Below are 21,407 nucleotides of genomic sequence, written 5' to 3' on the forward strand. Positions count from 1 at the left end.
TATATATTGAACAGATTGATCAACTACTATATAGTTTACTTACTAATTTAATATTCAGAATTTTCGAAAAAGAGGTGAAGATCATGCTCGAATACAATAAGAAAATTGGCTTATATGATAGTCGTGAGGAACATGATGCATGTGGTATTGGCTTTTATGCCAATATGGATAACGAAAGGAACCATGCTATTGTCGAAAAATCATTGGAGATGCTTGCGTAGGTTAGATCACCGTGGCGGTCTTGGTGCAGACAGTGTGACAGGTGATGGTGCAGGGATTATGACCGAAGTGCCATACGATTATTTTTCAAAACAAACGGACTTTAATTTGCCTGAAGAAGGTCAATATGCCGTTGGGATGTTTTTTACAAATGAATCGATTGCTGGTTCTCAGCACGAGGCACAGTTTAATGCACACTTTGAAGCGGAAGGATTAAGCGTAATTGGTTATAGAGATGTACCTGTAGACATTAATGCAATTGCTTCACATGTTGCCGATACAATGCCTTTTATTCAACAAGTGTTCGTGGCATTAAATGATGTTTCACATGTAGATCGTAAATTATTTTTAGCGCGAAAACAAATTGAAAATTATGCGAATCAGCAACAACTAGATTTATATTTTACAAGTCTGTCGAATAGAACGATTGTATATAAAGGATGGTTGCGTTCGGATCAGATTAAGGCTTTATATCAAGATTTGAATCACGAATCTTATGTTTCGAAATTAGGACTTGTTCATTCGCGTTTCAGTACAAATACCTTTCCAAGTTGGAAACGTGCACATCCTAATAGATTACTTATGCATAACGGTGAGATCAATACGATTAAAGGTAATGTAAACTGGATGCGCGCTAGACAAGATGAGCTGATTGAAACTATTTTTGGCGACGAAAAGGACAAGGTAAAAGAAATTATTGATGAAGATGGCAGTGACTCGGCTATAGTCGATAATGCTTTAGAATTTTTATCATTAGCTATGGAGCCTGAAAGAGCGACGATGCTCATGATTCCAGAGCCTTGGTTATACAACAAAGCTAACGATGCGAATGTACGTGCTTTCTATGAGTATTATAGTTATTTAATGGAACCATGGGATGGACCGACGATGATTTCGTTTTGTAATGGAGACAAGATTGGTGCTTTAACGGATAGAAATGGCTTAAGACCAGGACGTTATACTATAACGAAAGATAATTACATTGTCTTTTCATCTGAAGTTGGTGTTGTTGATGTACCTGAAAAGAACGTTGCGTTTAAAGGTCAGTTGAACCCTGGGAAGTTATTACTTGTTGATTTTAACCAACATAAAGTGATTGAAAATAATGAGTTAAAAGCAAATATCGCAGATGAACTGCCTTATGAAAGTTGGTTAAACCAGTTTAAAGTAGATTTGGATTTAGAAAATGTGACGTATAAATCATCTGAGTGGGATAGTGCAACATTGAATCGATTGCAAAAACAATTTGTCTATACCAAAGAAGAAATGGATAAATACATGACAGAACTGGTTGATAATAAAAAAGATCCAATCGGGGCAATGGGTTATGACGTACCTATTGCAGTATTAAACGAAAAAAATGAAACACTTTTTAATTATTTCAAGCAATTATTCGCTCAAGTAACAAACCCGCCTATTGACGCTTATCGTGAAAAAATTGTCACGAGTGAGTTAGCTTATTTAGGCAGCGAAGGGAATTTGTTAAATCCTAATGAGGATGTGTTAAATAGAATTCAGCTTAAACGTCCTGTGATGACAGAAGCGCAACTTGAGGAAATTGAACAGAGTAGATTTAACGTAAAACATCTATCAACTGTTTATAAAGACGATTTAGAAGCAGCATTAGACGCTTTAGGGGGTAAAGCGATACGTGCTGTTAAAGAAGGCAGTGAAATTTTAGTATTAGATGATCGTACACTTGTAACAGAAAAAGGTTATGCAATGCCTATATTACTTGCGGTGAGTCATATTCATCAATTGCTTATCCGAGAAGGCCTACGTATGCGTACGAGTATTGTTGCTTTGTCAGGAGAAACAAGAGAGGTACATCATGTTGCATGCTTATTAGGTTACGGTGCAAACGCGGTAGTACCTTATTTAGCACAACGTACGATTGAACAATTGGTCTTGAGCCAACGTTTAGAAGGGGATATTTCTGAAAATGTTCAAACCTATACACATACCTTGTCTGAAGGTGTCATCAAAGTAATGGCTAAGATGGGTATTTCTACAGTTCAAAGTTATCAAGGGGCACAGATTTTTGAAGCTGTAGGACTTTCAAATGAAATTGTAGACAAATATTTCACTGGCACACAGTCCAAGTTATCTGGGATAACGATGGATTTAATTGATAAAGAAAATAAAGCGAGACAAACACCTGAGAGTGAATACATTGAGTCAGGTAGTACGTTCCAATGGCGCAAACAAGGACAACATCACGCTTTTAATCCAACTTCGATACATTTATTGCAACATGCATGTCGCTTAAACGATTATGAAAAATTCAAAGCATTTTCAAATGAAGTTAATCATAAGCGAACAGACCATATTCGTCATTTGATGGAATTTAAAAAGCAGAAATCAATAGATATCGATAAAGTTGAACCTGCGAGTAAGATTGTACAACGTTTCAATACTGGAGCGATGAGTTATGGGTCGATTTCAGAAGAGGCACATCAGACACTTGCAGAAGCAATGAATCAAATGGGCGGTAAAAGTAATAGTGGTGAAGGCGGCGAAAATCCTGAACGTTTTGTAATAGATGAAGAAGGTAAAAATCGTTCAAGTGCTATTAAACAAGTTGCTTCAGGTCGCTTTGGAGTAACAAGTGATTACTTACAACATGCAAAAGAAATACAAATTAAAGTTGCGCAAGGCGCTAAACCAGGGGAAGGCGGACAACTACCAGGTACGAAAGTATATCCATGGATTGCGGAAGTAAGGGGTTCTACACCAGGTATTGGCTTAATATCACCACCGCCACATCACGATATTTATTCAATAGAAGATTTAGCACAATTAATTCACGATTTAAAAAATGCCAATAAAGATGCAAATATTACAGTTAAACTTGTCTCTAAAACAGGTGTCGGTACGATTGCGGCAGGTGTCGCGAAAGCATACGCTGATAAAATCGTAATCAGTGGTTATGATGGTGGGACAGGAGCATCACCTAAAACAAGCATTCAACATGCAGGCGTGCCATGGGAAATTGGTCTATCAGAGACGCATCAAACCTTAATGATGAACGGCTTAAGATCAAGAGTGAAAGTGGAAACCGATGGCAAATTACTTACAGGTAAAGATGTCGCTTATGCATGTGCATTAGGTGCTGAAGAATTTGGTTTTGCCACTGCACCGCTAGTAGTTATGGGATGTATTATGATGCGCGTATGTCATAAAGATACATGTCCAGTAGGTATCGCTACACAAAATCAAGATTTACGCGCGTTATTCAATGGTAGAGCAGACCATGTAGTTAATTTCATGCATTTTGTAGCGGAAGAATTAAGAGAAATATTAGCTGAACTCGGTTTGAAATCAGTCGATGAATTAGTAGGGAGAACGGATTTATTACAACGAAGTAGCCAGTTATCATCACGTCGCTCTAAAGCAGCTACTATGAATGTTGAAGCGTTGTTGTATCAACATGAAGGTGACAGATTTAATAAAATAAAACAAAATCATCATCTTGATGAAGGGTTTGATTTAACGAGATTGTATCCTGACGCACAAACAGCTATTGAAAAAGGTGAAGCATTTACAGGTAAATATAAATTGAAAAATGAACAAAGAGACGTAGGTGTAATCACTGGTAGTGCAATTACTAGAATTCATGGCTCTGAAGGTTTACCTGAAGACACGATTTATGCCCAAACACAGGGTCATGGTGGGCAAAGTTTAGCAGCATATACGCCTAGTGGATTAACGATTCATCATACAGGTGACGCAAATGATTACGTTGGTAAAGGATTATCTGGCGGTAAGATTATTGTGAAAGCGCCGAATAAACATCGTGAAAATGAAATTATTATTGGTAATGTTTGTTTTTACGGTGCATCACATGGTAAAGCGTATATTAATGGTAAGGCAGGAGAACGTTTCTGTATCCGAAATAGTGGTGTACAAGCAGTTGTCGAAGGTATTGGCGACCACGGGCTTGAATATATGACTGGCGGACGCGTCGTTATACTTGGAGATGTAGGTAAAAACTTTGGCCAAGGTATGAGTGGCGGCGTGAGTTACATTTTCCCATCAGACGTTGAAGCTTTTAGAAAAGAACATAAATTAGACAGTCTAGATTTCGATACGATTAGTGTAAAAGCAGAGCGTGAAATTTTGAAAGACATGCTACAAGCTCATGTTAAATATACACAGAGCACAAAAGCACAAGCTATTCTAAATGATTTTGAAAATGTGGCACAAAAAGTAGTCAAAGTAGTTCCGAAAGACTATAAATTAATGATGCAAAAAATAGAATTACAAAAACGTGATTCGAGTGAATTAGATGAAGCGTTGTTGAATGCATTTAATGATAAACGTACAAGCTTAGCATCAGAAGAACAGCAGACTGCCGTATATTAACCATAAAGGGGGATTTGTCATGGGCGAATTCAAAGGATTTATGAATTATGACAAACAACAATTAGATGAATTGTCATTGGTTGAACGTATAAGTAATCACGATGCCTTTCAACAGAGGTTTACTAAGGATGAAGCAGCAGAACAAGGTGCACGTTGTATGGATTGTGGGACACCATTTTGCCAAACGGGGGAACCTCATGGAAAAGAAACAATTGGTTGTCCAATTGGGAACTACATTCCGGAGTGGAACGATCTCGTTTATAGAAAAGATTTTAAAACAGCATATGAACGCTTGAGTGAGACAAATAACTTTCCAGAATTCACGGGTCGCGTTTGTCCCGCGCCTTGTGAACAATCGTGTGTGATGAAAATTAATCGTGAATCTGTTGCTATCAAAGGTATTGAACGTACGATTATTGATGAAGCTTATGAAAATGGCTGGGTCAAACCAACAAAGCCTGAGCAACGCCAATCCGAAACAGTAGCAATCGTCGGCAGTGGTCCAGCTGGGTTAACAGCGGCAGATGAACTAAATAAACTAGGATACAAAGTAACAGTATATGAACGTGCACATGAAGCGGGTGGGCTTCTAATGTATGGTATTCCTAATATGAAATTAGATAAGGATGTCGTGCGCCGTAGAATTGAAGTGATGAAACAATCAGGTATTGAATTTATGACAGATACAGAAATTGGTGTAGACGTAAGTCGTGATGAATTAAATGAACGACACGATGCAATTATACTTTGTACAGGTTCACAAAATGCGAGAGATTTACCATTAGAAGGACGCATGGGATTTGGAATTCACTTTGCAATGGATTACTTAATTGAACAAGGCCAATTTTTAAATGGAGAAATTAACGAACCTGAGATTTCAGCTAAAGGAAAAAATGTCATTGTAATTGGTGCTCGGTGATACAGGTGCTGACTGTGTAGCGACAGCACTGCGTGAAAATTGTAAGTCTATCGTTCAATTTAATAAATACACAAAGCAACCAGAAGAGATTACATTTGATGAAAATACGTACTGGCCATTAGCAATGCCTGTGTTCAAGATGGATTATGCACACAAAGAATATGAGGCGCGTTTTGGTTTTGAACCACGTGCATATGGTGTACAAACGATGCGTTACGATGTTGATCGTATCGGCAATGTAAAAGGCGTTTATACTCAAATACTTGAAGAAACAGAAGATGGAATGGTCGTGGTGGATGGCACAGAACGTCACTGGCCAGCAGATCTAGTCTTATTGTCTATCGGTTTTGTCGGTACAGAAACGACCGTCCCTCATGCTTTTGATATTCAAACTAAACGTAATAAAATAGTGGCTGATAATAAAGATTTTAGAACGAATCAACCACACATATTTGCAGCGGGCGACGCGAGAAGAGGTCAAAGTCTTGTGGTCTGGGCTATTCAAGAAGGAAGGGCTGTCGCAGATTCAGTAGATGCTTACTTAAAAGAAAAAGCACTTGTATAGTGCTGAAATTTTAATTGACTTTTGAAACGGGCTATAATATTATAAATAATGTATTTATTTGGAGGAATACCCAAGCCCGGCTGAAGGGATCGGTCTTGAAAACCGACAGGGGCTTAACGGCCCGCGGGGGTTCGAATCCCTCTTCCTCCGCCATAATATTATAAAACTAAGACTAATAAATAGAGTAGGCAAGTAATCAATCATGTATTGAGTGCTTGTCTTTTTTATTTGCCGTTTTTAAGTTGTTTTGCATTAATTAAATGAATCTATTGAAAATATTATACAAAAACATGAAAATAACATTATTTTTTTAAATTAACATGAAAGCCTTTACAAAACTTGTCTATACAAGTTATACTTTCAGTGATGTTAAAAGAAAAAGGGAGTGAATCATCATGGCAGTTAAAAAGAAAGATGTGCAAGATATAGTCGAAGCTATTGGGGGCAAAGACAACTTGGACACAGCAACGCACTGTGTAACACGTTTGCGACTTGTCTTGAAAGATGATGATAAAGTAGATAAGGATCGATTGGGGGATAACGATTTAGTAAAAGGACAATTCAAAGCTGATAATCAGTATCAAATTGTCATTGGTCCAGGTACAGTCGATGAAGTTTACAAACAATTCATTGAAGAAACAGGTGTAGGTGAAGCGTCAAAAGACGACGCGAAAGCTGCAGCGGCTAAAAAGGGTAATCCGGTTCAAAGATTGATTAAATTGTTGGGAGACATATTTATTCCAATCTTACCGGCAATTGTTACTGCTGGTTTACTTATGGGGATTAATAATTTACTTACGATGGAAGGGCTATTTGGCCCTAAACCGTTAGTAGAACAATTTCCTCAACTTGGAGATATCTCTAATATTATCAATGTAATTGCAAGTACAGCATTCATATTCTTACCAGCATTAATCGGTTGGAGTAGTATGCGTGTGTTTGGTGGGAGTCAAATACTTGGTCTAGTGCTAGGTTTAATTCTAATGAATCCACAACTAGCTTCACAATACGATATTGCTAGTGGTAATATTCCTACTTGGGATATTTTCGGTTTAGAAATTAAACAATTGAACTATGAAGGACAAGTATTGCCGATTTTACTTGCCGCGTATGTATTAGCTCAAATCGAGAAATTCTTAAATAAATATATTCATGATTCAATTAAAATGTTAGTTGTAGGGCCTGTGGCACTACTAATTACAGGTTTCTTAGCATTTATAGTTATTGGACCGGTTGCATTATGGCTTGGTACAGGAATTACAGAAGGCGTGACATTTGTCTTTGAACATGCCGGCTGGTTAGGTGGCGCACTTTATGGTTTGTTCTATGCACCACTCGTTATTACAGGTTTGCATCACATGTTCTTAGCGGTAGATTTCCAATTAATGGGAAGTAGCCTTGGCGGCACATACCTATGGCCGATTCTTGCAATCTCAAACATTTGTCAAGGTTCAGCAGCATTTGGCGCATGGTTTGTCTATAGAAGACGTAAAATGGGCAAAGAACAGGGTCTTGCTATGACTTCAGGTATTTCAGGTTTCTTAGGTGTAACAGAACCAGCATTATTCGGGGTAAACTTACCACTAAAATACCCATTTATAGCAGCAATTTCAACATCTTGTGTGATAGGTGGTATTATAGGTGCAAGTCGTGTGCTTGGTAGTGTAGGCGTAGGCGGCGTGCCGGCTATTATTTCTATCCAAAAGGATTTCTGGTTAATTTATGCTATTTGTACCCTTTTAGCAATTGTCGTACCAGCAATTTTAACTGTTGTTCTATCAAGATTTAGTAAAGAAGAAACAAAAGAAATGGTTGAAAAATAATTCAAGTTATATAGATAAGTACAATTAAACTCGCTAAAATTGATTAGCGAGTTTCTTTTTAAAATAGTAAAAGAAAAGGCGGTAATTGTTATGGCACATAATGATTGGAGAAAATCAGTTGTTTATCAAATTTATCCAAAATCATTTAATGATACAACAGGCAGTGGAGAAGGTGATTTACAAGGTATTATTGAAAAACTAGATTATTTACAATATCTAGGTGTGGATTACATTTGGTTAACGCCAGTATATGAATCACCAATGAACGATAACGGCTATGATATTAGTAACTATTACAAAATCAATGAAAAATTTGGAACAATAGAAGATCTTGAAACATTAGTAAGTGAAGCACATAAGCGTGATTTAAAAGTTATGATGGATATTGTAATTAATCATACCTCTACAAAACATGAATGGTTTAAGCAAGCGTATGCAGATAAAGAAAGTGCCTATAGGGATTATTACTTCTTTAGACGATCAGCAGATAATCAACCACCAACAAACTGGGAGTCAAAATTTGGCGGCAATGCGTGGAAATACGATGAAAAAACAGAAGAATATTATTTGCACCTATTCGACGTTACACAAGCTGATTTAAATTGGGATAATCCTGAGGTGCGAGACGCTTTATATGACATTGTTAACCACTGGATTAGTTTTGGTGTAGATGGCTTTAGATTTGATGTGCTTAATTTGATTTCTAAAGGTGAGTTTAAAGACTCTGAAAAAATCGGTAAAGAGTTTTATACAGATGGACCACGCGTACATGAATACGTACATGAAATGAATCGTCGTACGTTTGGAGACAAAGATATAATGACAGTTGGTGAAATGTCCTCAACTACAATAGATCATTGTATTAAATATACGAATACTAAGCGCCAAGAATTAAGTAGTGTCTTTAATTTCCATCATTTAAAAGTAGACTATGCTGATGGTGAAAAATGGACGAATGCTAAATTAGATTTCCATAAATTAAAAGATATACTTATGGAATGGCAACTCGGTATTTATGAAGGTGGCGGTTGGAACGCAATATTTTGGTGTAACCATGACCAGCCTCGTGTCGTTTCGCGTTTTGGTGATGACTCGTCTGAACCAATGCGTAAACAAAGTGCTAAGATGTTAGCTACTGTACTGCATATGTTACAAGGCACGCCTTACATTTTCCAAGGTGAAGAAATCGGTATGACAAATCCGGGTTTTGAAACAATTGACCAGTATCGTGATGTTGAATCTTTAAATGCTTATCAAAATATGAAAGGTGCAGGTTATAAAGAAGAAGAAATCATTACGATATTAGGACAAAAATCTCGCGACACTTCAAGAACACCAGTTCAATGGACTGATACAGAGCATGCGGGCTTTACTACAGGCACACCATGGATTGATATTCCAAATAATTTTGATAAAATCAATGTTGAAGCGGCGATTAAAGATGAAGCATCTATATTGCACACTTATAGACATTTGATTCACTTACGTCATGAACACGATATTATTACGTATGGGAGTATAGAACCTTTATATATGGAGCATAATGAGTTATTTGTTTATAAACGTCATTATAATGATGAAACGTGGCTTGTTATTGCAAATTTTTCAAATGAACAAGTAGCGATTCCAGAAGATTTAGCTATTGAGGGAGAAATTATTATCCAACAGGGTGAAGCAACAAATGAATTAATTTATGGATTTGGCGCAATAGTAATTGCACAATAATTTAGAAAAGGGCAGTGAGTGAGCGCGCATGACACAGAAAAAATTTATTACGATATATGAAACAATACGTACAGACATCATAGAGTCACGCATATCGTATGGCACTCAATTGCCATCAGAGCATGAGTTAGTAGAAACCTATAGTGCCTCTCGTGAAACAGTACGTAAAGCACTGAACTTATTAGTGAGAGACGGTATGATTCAAAAGATTCGCGGTAAAGGTTCGATTGTAATCTATCAAGGCTTAACAGAGTTTCCTTTTGCAGATTTAACCAGCTTCAGAGAAGTTCAACAAGGATTAGGGCTGCGACATGAAACTGACGTCAAAGTGTTTGAAAAGATAACTGCGGGTGAAGTTCCGAAAGTACAAAAGGCATTGAATGTTCGCCACGGAACAGTATTGTGGCATGTTGTTCGAATTAGGAAAATAGAAAATAGAGTAAAGATTATAGATGAAGACTACTTAATAGAAGCAATTGTTCCGAACCTTACTACGGAGATTGCAAAAGCATCACTATATGAGTATATAGAAGATGTATTAGGTTTAGAAATTAGTTACTCTAATAAGTCGATTACTTTTGAGGCCTTCGGAGAAATAGAACGAGAAATATTTGGCGATGTAGTTCCGCCATATACAGCAACAGTTCGAGGCATTGTACATTTGAAAGATACTACAATATTCCAATATAATGTTTCGAAACACTTAGCCACAGAGTTTAAATTCAATGATTTTTCTAGACGCCATAAAAGGTGAAATACTTTATCGTAAAAATGACTATAATGTGAATTATATAATGAAGATATAGTATCTAGGATAGGTTATACTTGCAATCAGTTGTTAAATTATAGTATGATATATTTTGCCGTGCTAAGTGGGGAGGTAGCGGTTCCCTGTACTCGAAATCCGCTTTACGCGAGACTGAATTCCTTTGCTAAGGGTGTGTTTTTGTGAAGTCTGCCCAAAGCACGTAGTGTTTGAAGATCTCGGTCCTATGCAATATGAACCCACGAACCATGTCAGGTCCTGACGGAAGCGGCATTAAGTGGATTATCGTATGTGCCGTAGGGTTGCCGAGATTTAGCTAACGACTTTGGTTACGTTTGTGATACACATTCGAAGTGAAGGTGCACGGTTTTAAATTTTTAAATAATGAAATAAACTTATATAAATACTGAGCGACGTATCTTTTGATAGCAGTCGCTCTTTTTTTATATTAAAATATAAGGAATACTTTGATAGGATATTGGTATCGTTTAATACTTGTCACAAAGCCGATGTTGTTAAGTCAAAGGTTGAAATTTAAACGTCATAAGGGGGATGTCGATGCAAATATACTTAAGTACTTTAACTGAAAATGATTATGATACAAGTTTGGAAACAATAAAATCTGCGTTTGAAGATGTCGCTGAGTCACAGCATGATGAGCAAGCGTTAGTTGTGAAATTGAGAGAAACTTTAGAATATAACTATGAACTAGAAGTTGTCGCGAAAAATGATGATGGTGAAGTGATTGGTCATATTATGTTATCAGAAATCCACATCCTTAATGAAGAAACAAGTTTTACTGCATTAGCATTAGCGCCACTATCTGTTTTACCAAGCATATAGAAACATGGGGTTGGGAAAAGCACTAGTGCAAGCAGCAGAAGAGCGAGCAAAAGCGCAAGGTTATACTACCATTATTGTTTTAGGAGCTTCGGGATATTATGGCAAATTAGGTTATGAAGAAGCGGAGCAATACAATATATATAGTCCATTTGATTTACCTTCAAAAAATTTTATGGTCAAATTCCTTTGGGAACAACTAACAGAGCAACCTAATGGCAAAGTGGTTTATCCAGAATCTTTTAATTGATATTCAAAGTATAAAGTACAATGCTATAATAGTTGATGAATGCTATTGGAGGTGCGAAAGTGAATTATCAAGCTTTATATAGAATGTTCCGACCGCAAAGCTTTGAAGATGTTGTGGGTCAGGAGCATGTAACTAAGACACTACGTAATGCGATTGCTAAAAGTAAACAATCCCATGCTTATATATTTAGCGGACCTAGAGGGACAGGTAAAACGAGTATTGCTAAAGTGTTCGCAAAAGCCATAAACTGTCTTGAACGTACCGATGGTGAACCTTGTAATGAATGTGCAATATGTAAGGGTATCACGCGAGGAACGAATTCAGACGTCATTGAAATTGATGCTTGCAAGTAATAACGGTGTAGATGAGATAAGAAATATTAGAGATAAAGTTAAATATGCACCTAGTGAATCGAAATTCAAAGTATATATTATAGATGAGGTACACATGCTAACAACAGGTGCTTTTAACGCGTTACTTAAAACGTTAGAAGAGCCACCAAGACATGCAATATTTATATTAGCGACGACAGAACCTCACAAAATACCTCCGACAATTATTTCAAGATCACAAAGGTTTGATTTTAAAGCAATTAGTGAAGATGAAATTGTTGAACGCTTAAAGTTTGTAGCGGACTCACAAGAAATAGAATACGATACAGCCGCGTTAGAATTTATTGCGAAGGCATCAGAAGGTGGTATGCGTGATGCGTTAAGTATTATGGATCAAGCCATTGCTTTTGGAGATGAGCATCTCACGTTACAAGATGCGCTGAACGTAACCGGTAGTGTAGATGCCAGTGCTTTAAATGAATTGCTTAAAGAAGTAGTTCAAGGTGATGTAAAAAGCGCTTTTTCAACTTATCATCAATTCATATCACAAGGTAAAGAAGTCAATCGTTTGATTAACGATATGATTTACTTTGTGAGAGATACGATTATGAATAAGACTTCTAATGTAGAAACTGAATATGATGCATTAATGCATTTTGATTTAGATGTTCTTTACAAAATGATTGATATCATCAATGATACACTCGTTTCGATTCGATTCAGTGTAAACCAAAGTGTTCATTTCGAAGTATTACTAGTTAAAATCGCTGAAATGATAAAAGAAAAACCCGAGAGTGTTCAAACTGTAGCGACTACAGGTATTGCAACTGAACCTAATAATGATGTGCTGTTGCAAAGAATGGAACAGTTAGAAAGTGAATTGAAGACAATAAAAGCGCAAGGTGTGACGACTAGCAACACGCCTCAACAGACTAAACGAACTACCAACAAAGGTGGACAGTCTAAGAATGCTTTTTCTATGCAACAAATTGCTAAAGTATTAGACAAAGCCAATAAAGATGATATTAAGCAATTGAAAGACCATTGGGAAGAGGTTATTAATCATGCGAAAGGCAATGATATGAAATCATTAGTGAGCCTCTTGCAAAATTCTGAACCTGTTGCCGCAAGTGAAACGCATGTTCTGATTAAGTTTGAAGAAGAAATACACTGCGAAATTGTTAATAAAGATGATGAAAAACGGGAAAATATTGAGAATGTTGTTTGTAAAATCATCGATAAAACAGTCAAAGTTGTAGGTGTACCTGCCGATCAATGGATGAGAGTTAGAACAGAGTATCTACAAAATAGAAAGAGTAGTACCACAACAGAAGGTGAAAGTGATAACCAAGCTTCTACTCCAGAAGTAGCGGAAGAAGTTGACGTTGTTCAAAAAGCTAAAGATTTATTTGGTGAGAGTACTGTAAATGTAATAGATGAAGAGTGATACATGACAATGAATAAAAAGGCATGTATAATGAGACGAAAGAATAACCATAAAAATGATATAGAAGATTCAAGGAGGAAAAATTTATGCGCGGTGGCGGAAATATGCAACAGATGATGAAACAAATGCAAAAAATGCAAAAGAAAATGGGCGAAGAGCAAGAGAAATTAAAAGAGGAGAAAGTCCAAGGTACAGCTGGCGGTGGCATGGTAACTGTAACAGTATCAGGCCATAAAGAAGTACTAGATGTAGAAATAAAAGAAGAAGCGGTAGATCCAGACGACGTTGAAATGTTACAAGACTTAGTGATTGCCGCAACGAATGAAGCAATGAATAAAGCTGATGAACTTACACAAGAACGCTTAGGCAAGCACACTCAAGGCTTAAACATTCCTGGAATGTGATCATATGCACTATCCTGAACCGATTTCAAAACTTATTGACAGTTTCATGAAACTGCCAGGCATTGGGCCGAAGACCGCTCAACGTCTGGCGTTTCATGTATTAGATATGAAAGAAGACGATGTTGTCCAATTTGCCAAATCTTTAGTGGATGTTAAACGAGAACTTACCTATTGTAGTGAATGCGGACATATAACTGAACAAGATCCATGTTACATTTGCCAAGATAAACAGAGAGATCGCACAATTATTTGTGTAGTTGAAGATGATAAAGATGTCATTGCTATGGAGAAGATGCGTGAATATAAAGGTTTATATCACGTCTTACATGGCTCTATTTCTCCAATGGATGGTATTGGACCAGAGGATATTAATATACCGAGTTTAATTAATCGTTTGAAAGATGAAGAAGTTAAAGAGCTTATCTTAGCGATGAACCCAAACCTAGAAGGTGAATCTACAGCGATGTATATCTCGAGGTTAGTAAAACCAATTGGTGTTACTGTAACGAGATTAGCTCAAGGTCTTTCTGTAGGTGGCGATTTAGAATACGCCGATGAAGTTACATTGTCGAAAGCGATTATGGGCCGAACAGAGATGTAGTACGCTATTAAACATATATATGAACGATTAAAGCTACCTATATAGGTAGCTTTAATTATTTGTAAATAAAATTAAAAAGATGTAAAAGAATTTAAAGTACGCGTAATAAGCGTTTTTCAAGTGTTTATAGGTAGTTTTTAGATGCTTATTATCTACAAAGCGAACTTTAAATAAGAAGGAGATATTAAAGTATGTTTATTGGTGTTCGAAGGCTGTTGTGAGCGGGTTAAAGTGTAAATTTTATAGTTGTTAAAAGGTTTTGATGCGTGTATAGTATTACTAGTAGAGCGAAACAACAAGTCAAACACAACAAACACAAAAAAGAAATACGAAACACAACGAAAATTAATTTTAAAAAGTTCTTGACTTTCTGAGTCATAACCTGTAGAATTAAGTCTTGTGATTAAGAAATGAACATTGAAAACTGAATTGCAATATGTCAACGTTAATTCCGAACGCAACATTAAATTGTTGGTTCAAACGTGTTAGAGATAACACACAAATTAGTATTTTATGAGCTAATCAAACATCATAATTCATTTATGGAGAGTTTGATCCTGGCTCAGGATGAACGCCGGCGGCGTGCCTAATACATGCAAGTCGAGCGAACGGATAAGGAGCTTGCTCCTTTGAAGTTAGCGGCGGACGGGTGAGTAACACGTGGGTAACCTACCTATAAGACTGGAATAACTTCGGGAAACCGGAGCTAATGCCGGATAACATTTGGAACCGCATGGTTCTAAAGTAAAAGATGGTTTTGCTATCACTTATAGATGGACCCGCGCCGTATTAGCTAGTTGGTAAGGTAACGGCTTACCAAGGCAACGATACGTAGCCGACCTGAGAGGGTGATCGGCCACACTGGAACTGAGACACGGTCCAGACTCCTACGGGAGGCAGCAGTAGGGAATCTTCCGCAATGGACGAAAGTCTGACGGAGCAACGCCGCGTGAGTGATGAAGGTTTTCGGATCGTAAAACTCTGTTATTAGGGAAGAACAAATGCGTAAGTAACTGTGCGCATCTTGACGGTACCTAATCAGAAAGCCACGGCTAACTACGTGCCAGCAGCCGCGGTAATACGTAGGTGGCAAGCGTTATCCGGAATTATTGGGCGTAAAGCGCGCGTAGGCGGTTTCTTAAGTCTGATGTGAAAGCCCACGGCTCAACCGTGGAGGGTCATTGGAAACTGGGAAACTTGAGTACAGAAGAGGAAAGTGGAATTCCATGTGTAGCGGTGAAATGCGCAGAGATATGGAGGAACACCAGTGGCGAAGGCGACTTTCTGGTCTGTAACTGACGCTGATGTGCGAAAGCGTGGGGATCAAACAGGATTAGATACCCTGGTAGTCCACGCCGTAAACGATGAGTGCTAAGTGTTAGGGGGTTTCCGCCCCTTAGTGCTGCAGCTAACGCATTAAGCACTCCGCCTGGGGAGTACGACCGCAAGGTTGAAACTCAAAGGAATTGACGGGGACCCGCACAAGCGGTGGAGCATGTGGTTTAATTCGAAGCAACGCGAAGAACCTTACCAAATCTTGACATCCTTTGAAAACTCTAGAGATAGAGCCTTCCCCTTCGGGGGACAAAGTGACAGGTGGTGCATGGTTGTCGTCAGCTCGTGTCGTGAGATGTTGGGTTAAGTCCCGCAACGAGCGCAACCCTTAAACTTAGTTGCCAGCATTTAGTTGGGCACTCTAGGTTGACTGCCGGTGACAAACCGGAGGAAGGTGGGGATGACGTCAAATCATCATGCCCCTTATGATTTGGGCTACACACGTGCTACAATGGACAATACAAAGGGCAGCTAAACCGCGAGGTCATGCAAATCCCATAAAGTTGTTCTCAGTTCGGATTGTAGTCTGCAACTCGACTACATGAAGCTGGAATCGCTAGTAATCGTAGATCAGCATGCTACGGTGAATACGTTCCCGGGTCTTGTACACACCGCCCGTCACACCACGAGAGTTTGTAACACCCGAAGCCGGTGGAGTAACCATTTATGGAGCTAGCCGTCGAAGGTGGGACAAATGATTGGGGTGAAGTCGTAACAAGGTAGCCGTATCGGAAGGTGCGGCTGGATCACCTCCTTTCTAAGGATATATTCGGAACATCTTCCTTGAGAAGATGAAGAGGAATGACATTGACATATTGCATTCAGTTTTGAATGCTCATTACGAGTATTCATTGCGTTATTTTGTACATTGAAAACTAGATATGTAAGTAAAATTTATGATTTTACCAAGCAAAACCGAGTGAATTAGAGTTTTAAAAAGCTTGAATTCAAAAAAATAGAAATAATCGCTAGTGTTCGAAAGAACACTCACAGATTAATAACATTTTAGGTTTTCAACCGATTTTTTTCGTGTTGAAAGTCGAAAAGATTAAGTTATTAAGGGCGCACGGTGGATGCCTTGGCACTAGAAGCCTACGAAGGACGTTACTAACGACGATATGCTTTGGGGAGCTGTAAGTAAGCTTTGATCCAGAGATTTCCGAATGGGGAAACCCAACACGAGTTATGTCGTGTTATCGATATGTGAATACATAGCATATCTGAAGGCAGACGCGGGGAACTGAAACATCTTAGTACCCGCGAGGAAGAGAAAGAAAAATCGATTCCCTGAGTAGCGGCGAGCGAAACGGGAAGAGCCCAAACCAACGAGCTTGCTTGTTGGGGTTGTAGGACACTCTATACGGAGTTACAAAAGAACAAATTAGACGAATCATCTGGAAAGATGAATCAAAGAAGGTAATAATCCTGTAGTCGAAAGTTTGTTCACTCTTGAGTGGATCCTGAGTACGACGGAACACGAGAAATTCCGTCGGAATCCGGGAGGACCATCTCCCAAGGCTAAATACTCTCTAGTGACCGATAGTGAACCAGTACCGTGAGGGAAAGGTGAAAAGTACCCCGGAAGGGGAGTGAAATAGAACTTGAAACCGTGTGCTTACAAGTAGTCAGAGCCCGTTAATGGGTGATGGCGTGCCTTTTGTAGAATGAACCGGCGAGTTACGATTTGATGCAAGGTTAAGCAGTTAATGTGGAGCCGTAGCGAAAGCGAGTCTGAATAGGGCGTTGAGTATTTGGTCGTAGACCCGAAACCAGGTGATCTACCCATGACCAGGCTGAAGTTCAGGTAACACTGAATGGAGGGCCGAACCGACTTACGTTGAAAAGTGAGCGGATGAGTTGTGGGTAGCGGAGAAATTCCAATCGAACCTGGAGATAGCTGGTTCTCTCCGAAATAGCTTTAGGGCTAGCCTTAAGTAATGATTATTGGAGGTAGAGCACTGTTTGGACGAGGGGCCCTTATCGGGTTACCGAATTCAGACAAACTCCGAATGCCAATCAATTTTATCTTAGGAGTTAGAACGCGGGTGATAAGGTCCGTGTTCGAAAGGGAAACAGCCCAGACCACCAGCTAAGGTCCCAAAATATATGTTAAGTGGAAAAGGATGTGGCGTTGCCCAGACAACTAGTATGTTGGCTTAGAAGCAGCCATCATTTAAAGAGTGCGTAATAGCTCACTAGTCGAGTGACACTGCGCCGAAAATGTACCGGGGCTAAACATATTACCGAAGCTGTGGATTGTCCGTAAGGACAGTGGTAGGAGAGCGTTCTAAGGGCGTTGAAGCATGATCGCAAGGACATGTGGAGCGCTTAGAAGTGAGAATGCCGGTGTGAGTAGCGAAAGACGGGTGAGAATCCCGTCCACCGATTGACTAAGGTTTCCAGAGGAAGGCTCGTCCGCTCTGGGTTAGTCGGGTCCTAAGCTGAGGCCGATAGGCGTAGGCGATGGATAACAGGTTGATATTCCTGTACCACCAAATTTCGTTTTAAGCGATGGGGGGACGCAGTAGGATAGGCGAAGCGTACTATTGGATTGTACGTCCAAGCAATGAGACTGAGTGTTAGGCAAATCCGGCACTCTTAAGGTCAAGTTGTGATGGGGAGAGGAAATTGTTTCCTCGAGTCGTTGATTTCACACTGCCAAGAAAAGCCTCTAGCTAGAATTTTGGTGCCCGTACCGCAAACCGACACAGGTAGTCAAGATGAGAATTCTAAGGTGAGCGAGCGAACTCTCGTTAAGGAACTCGGCAAAATGACCCCGTAACTTCGGGAGAAGGGGTGCTCTTTAGGGTTAACGCCCAGGAGAGCCGCAGTGAATAGGCCCAAGCGACTGTTTATCAAAAACACAGGTCTCTGCTAAACCGTAAGGTGATGTATAGGGGCTGACGCCTGCCCGGTGCTCGGAAGGTTAAGAGGAGTGGTTAGCTTCGGCGAAGCTACGAATCGAAGCCCCAGTAAACGGCGGCCGTAACTATAACGGTCCTAAGGTAGCGAAATTCCTTGTCGGGTAAGTTCCGACCCGCACGAAAGGCGTAACGATTTGGGCACTGTCTCAACGAGAGACTCGGTGAAATCATAGTACCTGTGAAGATGCGAGGTTACCCGCGACAGGACGGAAAGACCCCGTGGAGCTTTACTGTAGTCTGATATTGAAATTCGGTACAACTTGTACAGGATAGGTAGGAGCCTTTGAAACGTGAGCGCCAGCTTACGTCGAGGCGTTGGTGGGATACTACCCTTGCTGTGTTGGATTTCTAACCCGCACCATTTATCATGGTGGGAGACAGTGTCAGATGGACAGTTTGACTGGGGCGGTCGCCTCCTAAAGAGTAACGGAGGCGCTCAAAGGTTTCCTCAGAATGGTTGGAAATCATTCATAGAGTGTAAAGGCATAAGGAAGCTTGACTGCGAGACTTACAAGTCGAGCGAGGGTCGAAAGACGGACTTAGTGATCCGGTGGTTCCGCATGGAAGGGCCATCGCTCAACGGATAAAAGCTACCCCGGGGATAACAGGCTTATCTCCCCCAAGAGTTCACATCGACGGGGAGGTTTGGCACCTCGATGTCGGCTCATCGCATCCTGGGGCTGTAGTCGGTCCCAAGGGTTGGGCTGTTCGCCCATTAAAGCGGTACGCGAGCTGGGTTCAGAACGTCGTGAGACAGTTCGGTCCCTATCCGTCGTGGGCGCAGGAAATTTGAGAGGAGCTGTCCTTAGTACGAGAGGACCGGGATGGACATACCTCTGGTGTACCAGTTGTCGTGCCAACGGCATCGCTGGGTAGCTATGTATGGACGGGATAAGTGCTGAAAGCATCTAAGCATGAAGCCCCCCTCAAGATGAGATTTCCCAACTTCGGTTATAAGATCCCTCAAAGATGATGAGGTTAATAGGTTCGAGGTGGAAGCATAGCGATATGTGGAGCTGACGAATACTAATCGATCGAAGACTTAATCAAATTTAAAAGTGTTTTGTTTGGCATTATCAAATTTTACTTACTATCTAGTTTTGAATGTATAATTTTTATACAGTTCATTGTCTGGTGACAATGGCAAGGAGGTCACACCTGTTCCCATGCCGAACACAGTAGTTAAGCTCCTTAGCGCCGATGGTAGTCGGACTTACGTTCCGCAAGAGTAGGACGTTGCCAGGCAATTAAGGACCCGAAAGGGTCTTTTTTTTATGGAGAAAAAGAGCTTAACTACCAAAAACAACTGGTTTAAAATATGAGCACATAAGCTGAAGCTCATGTGTAAGAACTACTAATCCCAATGAGATTGGGAAGTAGTTCTTTAGAAGCTGACGAACTCAGCGAAAGACGCGACGAGCTTAAAAGCGGTAAGTGAGTAAGGAAAGAGCGCAAGTGAGAAAAGATGCGAGCGCTTGGCTTATATCAGGAAAGCTCCTTAGCGCCGATGGTAGCTGATTTACGTTCCGCAAGAGTAGGGTAAGAGGGATACAAAAGACAAGTCTTTTGTATAAGTGCTCCTAAACTCTAATTATTAGAATAAGGAGCACTTTACAGGCAATTAAGGACCCGAAAGGGTCTTTTTTTTATGGATAAAAAGAGCTTAACTACCAGGGTTACAAGAGTGAAGCGATTGCATAAGTATTACTAACCTCTATAAACTGAGGGGCAGTCTTTATCGAAGAACTGAAATTTTGATTTAAAACATGAACACATAAGCTGAGATCATGTGTAAGGACTACTAACCTCAATAAATTGAGAAGTAGAAGTTTTTACAGCCAGTGTTATAGGATACGAGGAGTCGAGACTGAGAGGTCTCTTTTTTGTGGAAAAATAGTGTGAATCTCATCCTAAGAGATATGAGAATAATTTAAGGATTACAAGAGTCTGGTGCTCTTGTATAAGAACTACTAATTTCGCAAGCGAAAAAGTGGTTCTTTATAAATTAAAAAGTGGTAGTTTATAGGAATATAAGAGTTGAAGGCCATATTAAATGTGATTTATTTTTGGGTTAGGTAAATAAAGTATTCTAGAGTTCTAGTTAACATTTAGTATTCACTTAATTTACTACTGCATAGAGTAAAAATTTTTTTCGCTTATATTATCCAAAAGGCTTATCAATATATAACTTTTCAACTGATATAAGAATTAGAGTATCATCTCTTTTATGTATGGAATTTCCATTTGTGAGTTTTCAATGTGTTAATATAAATTTATTTAATAGTTCTGATATTCATAAGATTAAAGACATAGGTTGTTTTTTACTTGATCTATAAATTTTTAAGTATGTTTTAAAAGATAAAAATTATTGGAAGAATAATTAGAGCAATATTTTCGAGATTTTCACTTTTATTATTTGGAAGAATTAGATTATATAAATTATGAATAGAGAAAAAGTTTAAAAAAACATAGTGAGCAACGAGAAATAAAATAGTGAATAATCTTCCAAATAGAGTGATATATAGTTATTTTAGAAAGGGATTAGCCTTCCTTGTATTTGGATTTATTACATTGAAAAAGCTGTAGTTACTAGAGATTCGACTATAATATAGTCTTAATGAATTAGATTTGTTTAATAAATGTAAGTTTTGTAGCGATAGTGTAAATTTTACTGTTGTTAAAAGCTTTTTATGCGTGTATAGTATTACTAGTCGAGCTAAACAACACGACAAACACAAAAAGAAATACGAAACACAACGAAAATTAATTTTAAAAAGTTCTTGACTTTCTGAGTCATAACCTGTAAAATTAAGTCTTGTGATTAAGAAATGAACATTGAAAACTGAATTGCAATATGTCAACGTTAATTCCGAACGCAACATTAAATTGTTG

Annotated in this window: 5 protein-coding genes, 1 tRNA gene, 3 rRNA genes, 1 other RNA gene and 4 pseudogenes; all 14 read left to right on the forward strand. The window is 38.9% G+C overall.

Translation table 11 applies throughout. From position 1 onward, the window contains the following. Window positions 1-83: 83 nt before the first annotated feature. Window positions 84-4,584 (forward strand): annotated as a pseudogene (gltB, locus tag ABLV95_RS14320) (glutamate synthase large subunit). A gap of 19 nt (window positions 4,585-4,603) precedes the next feature. Then, a pseudogene (locus ABLV95_RS14325) lies at window positions 4,604-6,068 on the forward strand (glutamate synthase subunit beta). Window positions 6,069-6,128: 60 nt separating this feature from the next. Then, a tRNA-Ser gene (locus ABLV95_RS14330) sits at window positions 6,129-6,221 on the forward strand. Between the two features lie 242 nt (window positions 6,222-6,463). Then, on the forward strand, window positions 6,464-7,891 hold the full coding sequence (gene treP, locus ABLV95_RS14335) for a PTS system trehalose-specific EIIBC component (protein WP_069816772.1): 1,428 nt from the start codon (window positions 6,464-6,466) through the stop codon (window positions 7,889-7,891). Between the two features lie 90 nt (window positions 7,892-7,981). Beyond that, the gene (treC, locus tag ABLV95_RS14340) at window positions 7,982-9,616 is read left to right on the forward strand and encodes an alpha,alpha-phosphotrehalase (RefSeq protein WP_427708319.1); all 1,635 of its coding nucleotides are present in this window, start codon (window positions 7,982-7,984) and stop codon (window positions 9,614-9,616) included. 28 nt (window positions 9,617-9,644) lie between these two features. Continuing rightward, window positions 9,645-10,370 (forward strand): trehalose operon repressor, encoded by a 726-nt coding sequence (treR, locus tag ABLV95_RS14345; RefSeq protein ID WP_427705510.1) that lies wholly within the window; start codon window positions 9,645-9,647, stop codon window positions 10,368-10,370. A 109-nt stretch (window positions 10,371-10,479) separates the two neighbouring features. Continuing rightward, window positions 10,480-10,749, forward strand: an RNA gene (gene ffs / locus ABLV95_RS14350) — signal recognition particle sRNA large type. A 191-nt stretch (window positions 10,750-10,940) separates the two neighbouring features. After that, a pseudogene (locus ABLV95_RS14355) lies at window positions 10,941-11,472 on the forward strand (GNAT family N-acetyltransferase). A 59-nt stretch (window positions 11,473-11,531) separates the two neighbouring features. Next, window positions 11,532-13,251 (forward strand): annotated as a pseudogene (dnaX, locus tag ABLV95_RS14360) (DNA polymerase III subunit gamma/tau). Window positions 13,252-13,337: 86 nt separating this feature from the next. Then, window positions 13,338-13,655 (forward strand): YbaB/EbfC family nucleoid-associated protein, encoded by a 318-nt coding sequence (locus tag ABLV95_RS14365; protein ID WP_069816781.1) that lies wholly within the window; start codon window positions 13,338-13,340, stop codon window positions 13,653-13,655. A 4-nt stretch (window positions 13,656-13,659) separates the two neighbouring features. Next, window positions 13,660-14,256 (forward strand): recombination mediator RecR, encoded by a 597-nt coding sequence (gene recR, locus ABLV95_RS14370; protein ID WP_002505985.1) that lies wholly within the window; start codon window positions 13,660-13,662, stop codon window positions 14,254-14,256. 539 nt (window positions 14,257-14,795) lie between these two features. Beyond that, window positions 14,796-16,348: ribosomal RNA gene (locus tag ABLV95_RS14375) — 16S ribosomal RNA — on the forward strand. Window positions 16,349-16,637: 289 nt separating this feature from the next. Next, a 23S ribosomal RNA gene (locus tag ABLV95_RS14380) occupies window positions 16,638-19,565 on the forward strand. A gap of 80 nt (window positions 19,566-19,645) precedes the next feature. Next, window positions 19,646-19,760: ribosomal RNA gene (rrf, locus tag ABLV95_RS14385) — 5S ribosomal RNA — on the forward strand. Together the 16S, 23S and 5S rRNA genes form the textbook arrangement of a ribosomal RNA operon. Window positions 19,761-21,407: the final 1,647 nt, after the last annotated feature.

Origin of the sequence: Staphylococcus sp. Mo2-1 (assembly GCF_046721385.1) — a bacterium.
Taxonomy (GTDB): domain Bacteria; phylum Bacillota; class Bacilli; order Staphylococcales; family Staphylococcaceae; genus Staphylococcus; species Staphylococcus equorum_A.

Excerpts from the sequence above, each read along its gene's own strand:
- recR (WP_002505985.1), top strand. The coding sequence starts at position 13,660 with ATGCACTATCCTGAACCGATTTCAAAACTTATTGACAGTTTCATGAAA.
- treP (WP_069816772.1), top strand. The coding sequence starts at position 6,464 with ATGGCAGTTAAAAAGAAAGATGTGCAAGATATAGTCGAAGCTATTGGG.
- treR (WP_427705510.1), top strand. The coding sequence starts at position 9,645 with ATGACACAGAAAAAATTTATTACGATATATGAAACAATACGTACAGAC.
- treC (WP_427708319.1), top strand. The coding sequence starts at position 7,982 with ATGGCACATAATGATTGGAGAAAATCAGTTGTTTATCAAATTTATCCA.
- ABLV95_RS14365 (WP_069816781.1), top strand. The coding sequence starts at position 13,338 with ATGCGCGGTGGCGGAAATATGCAACAGATGATGAAACAAATGCAAAAA.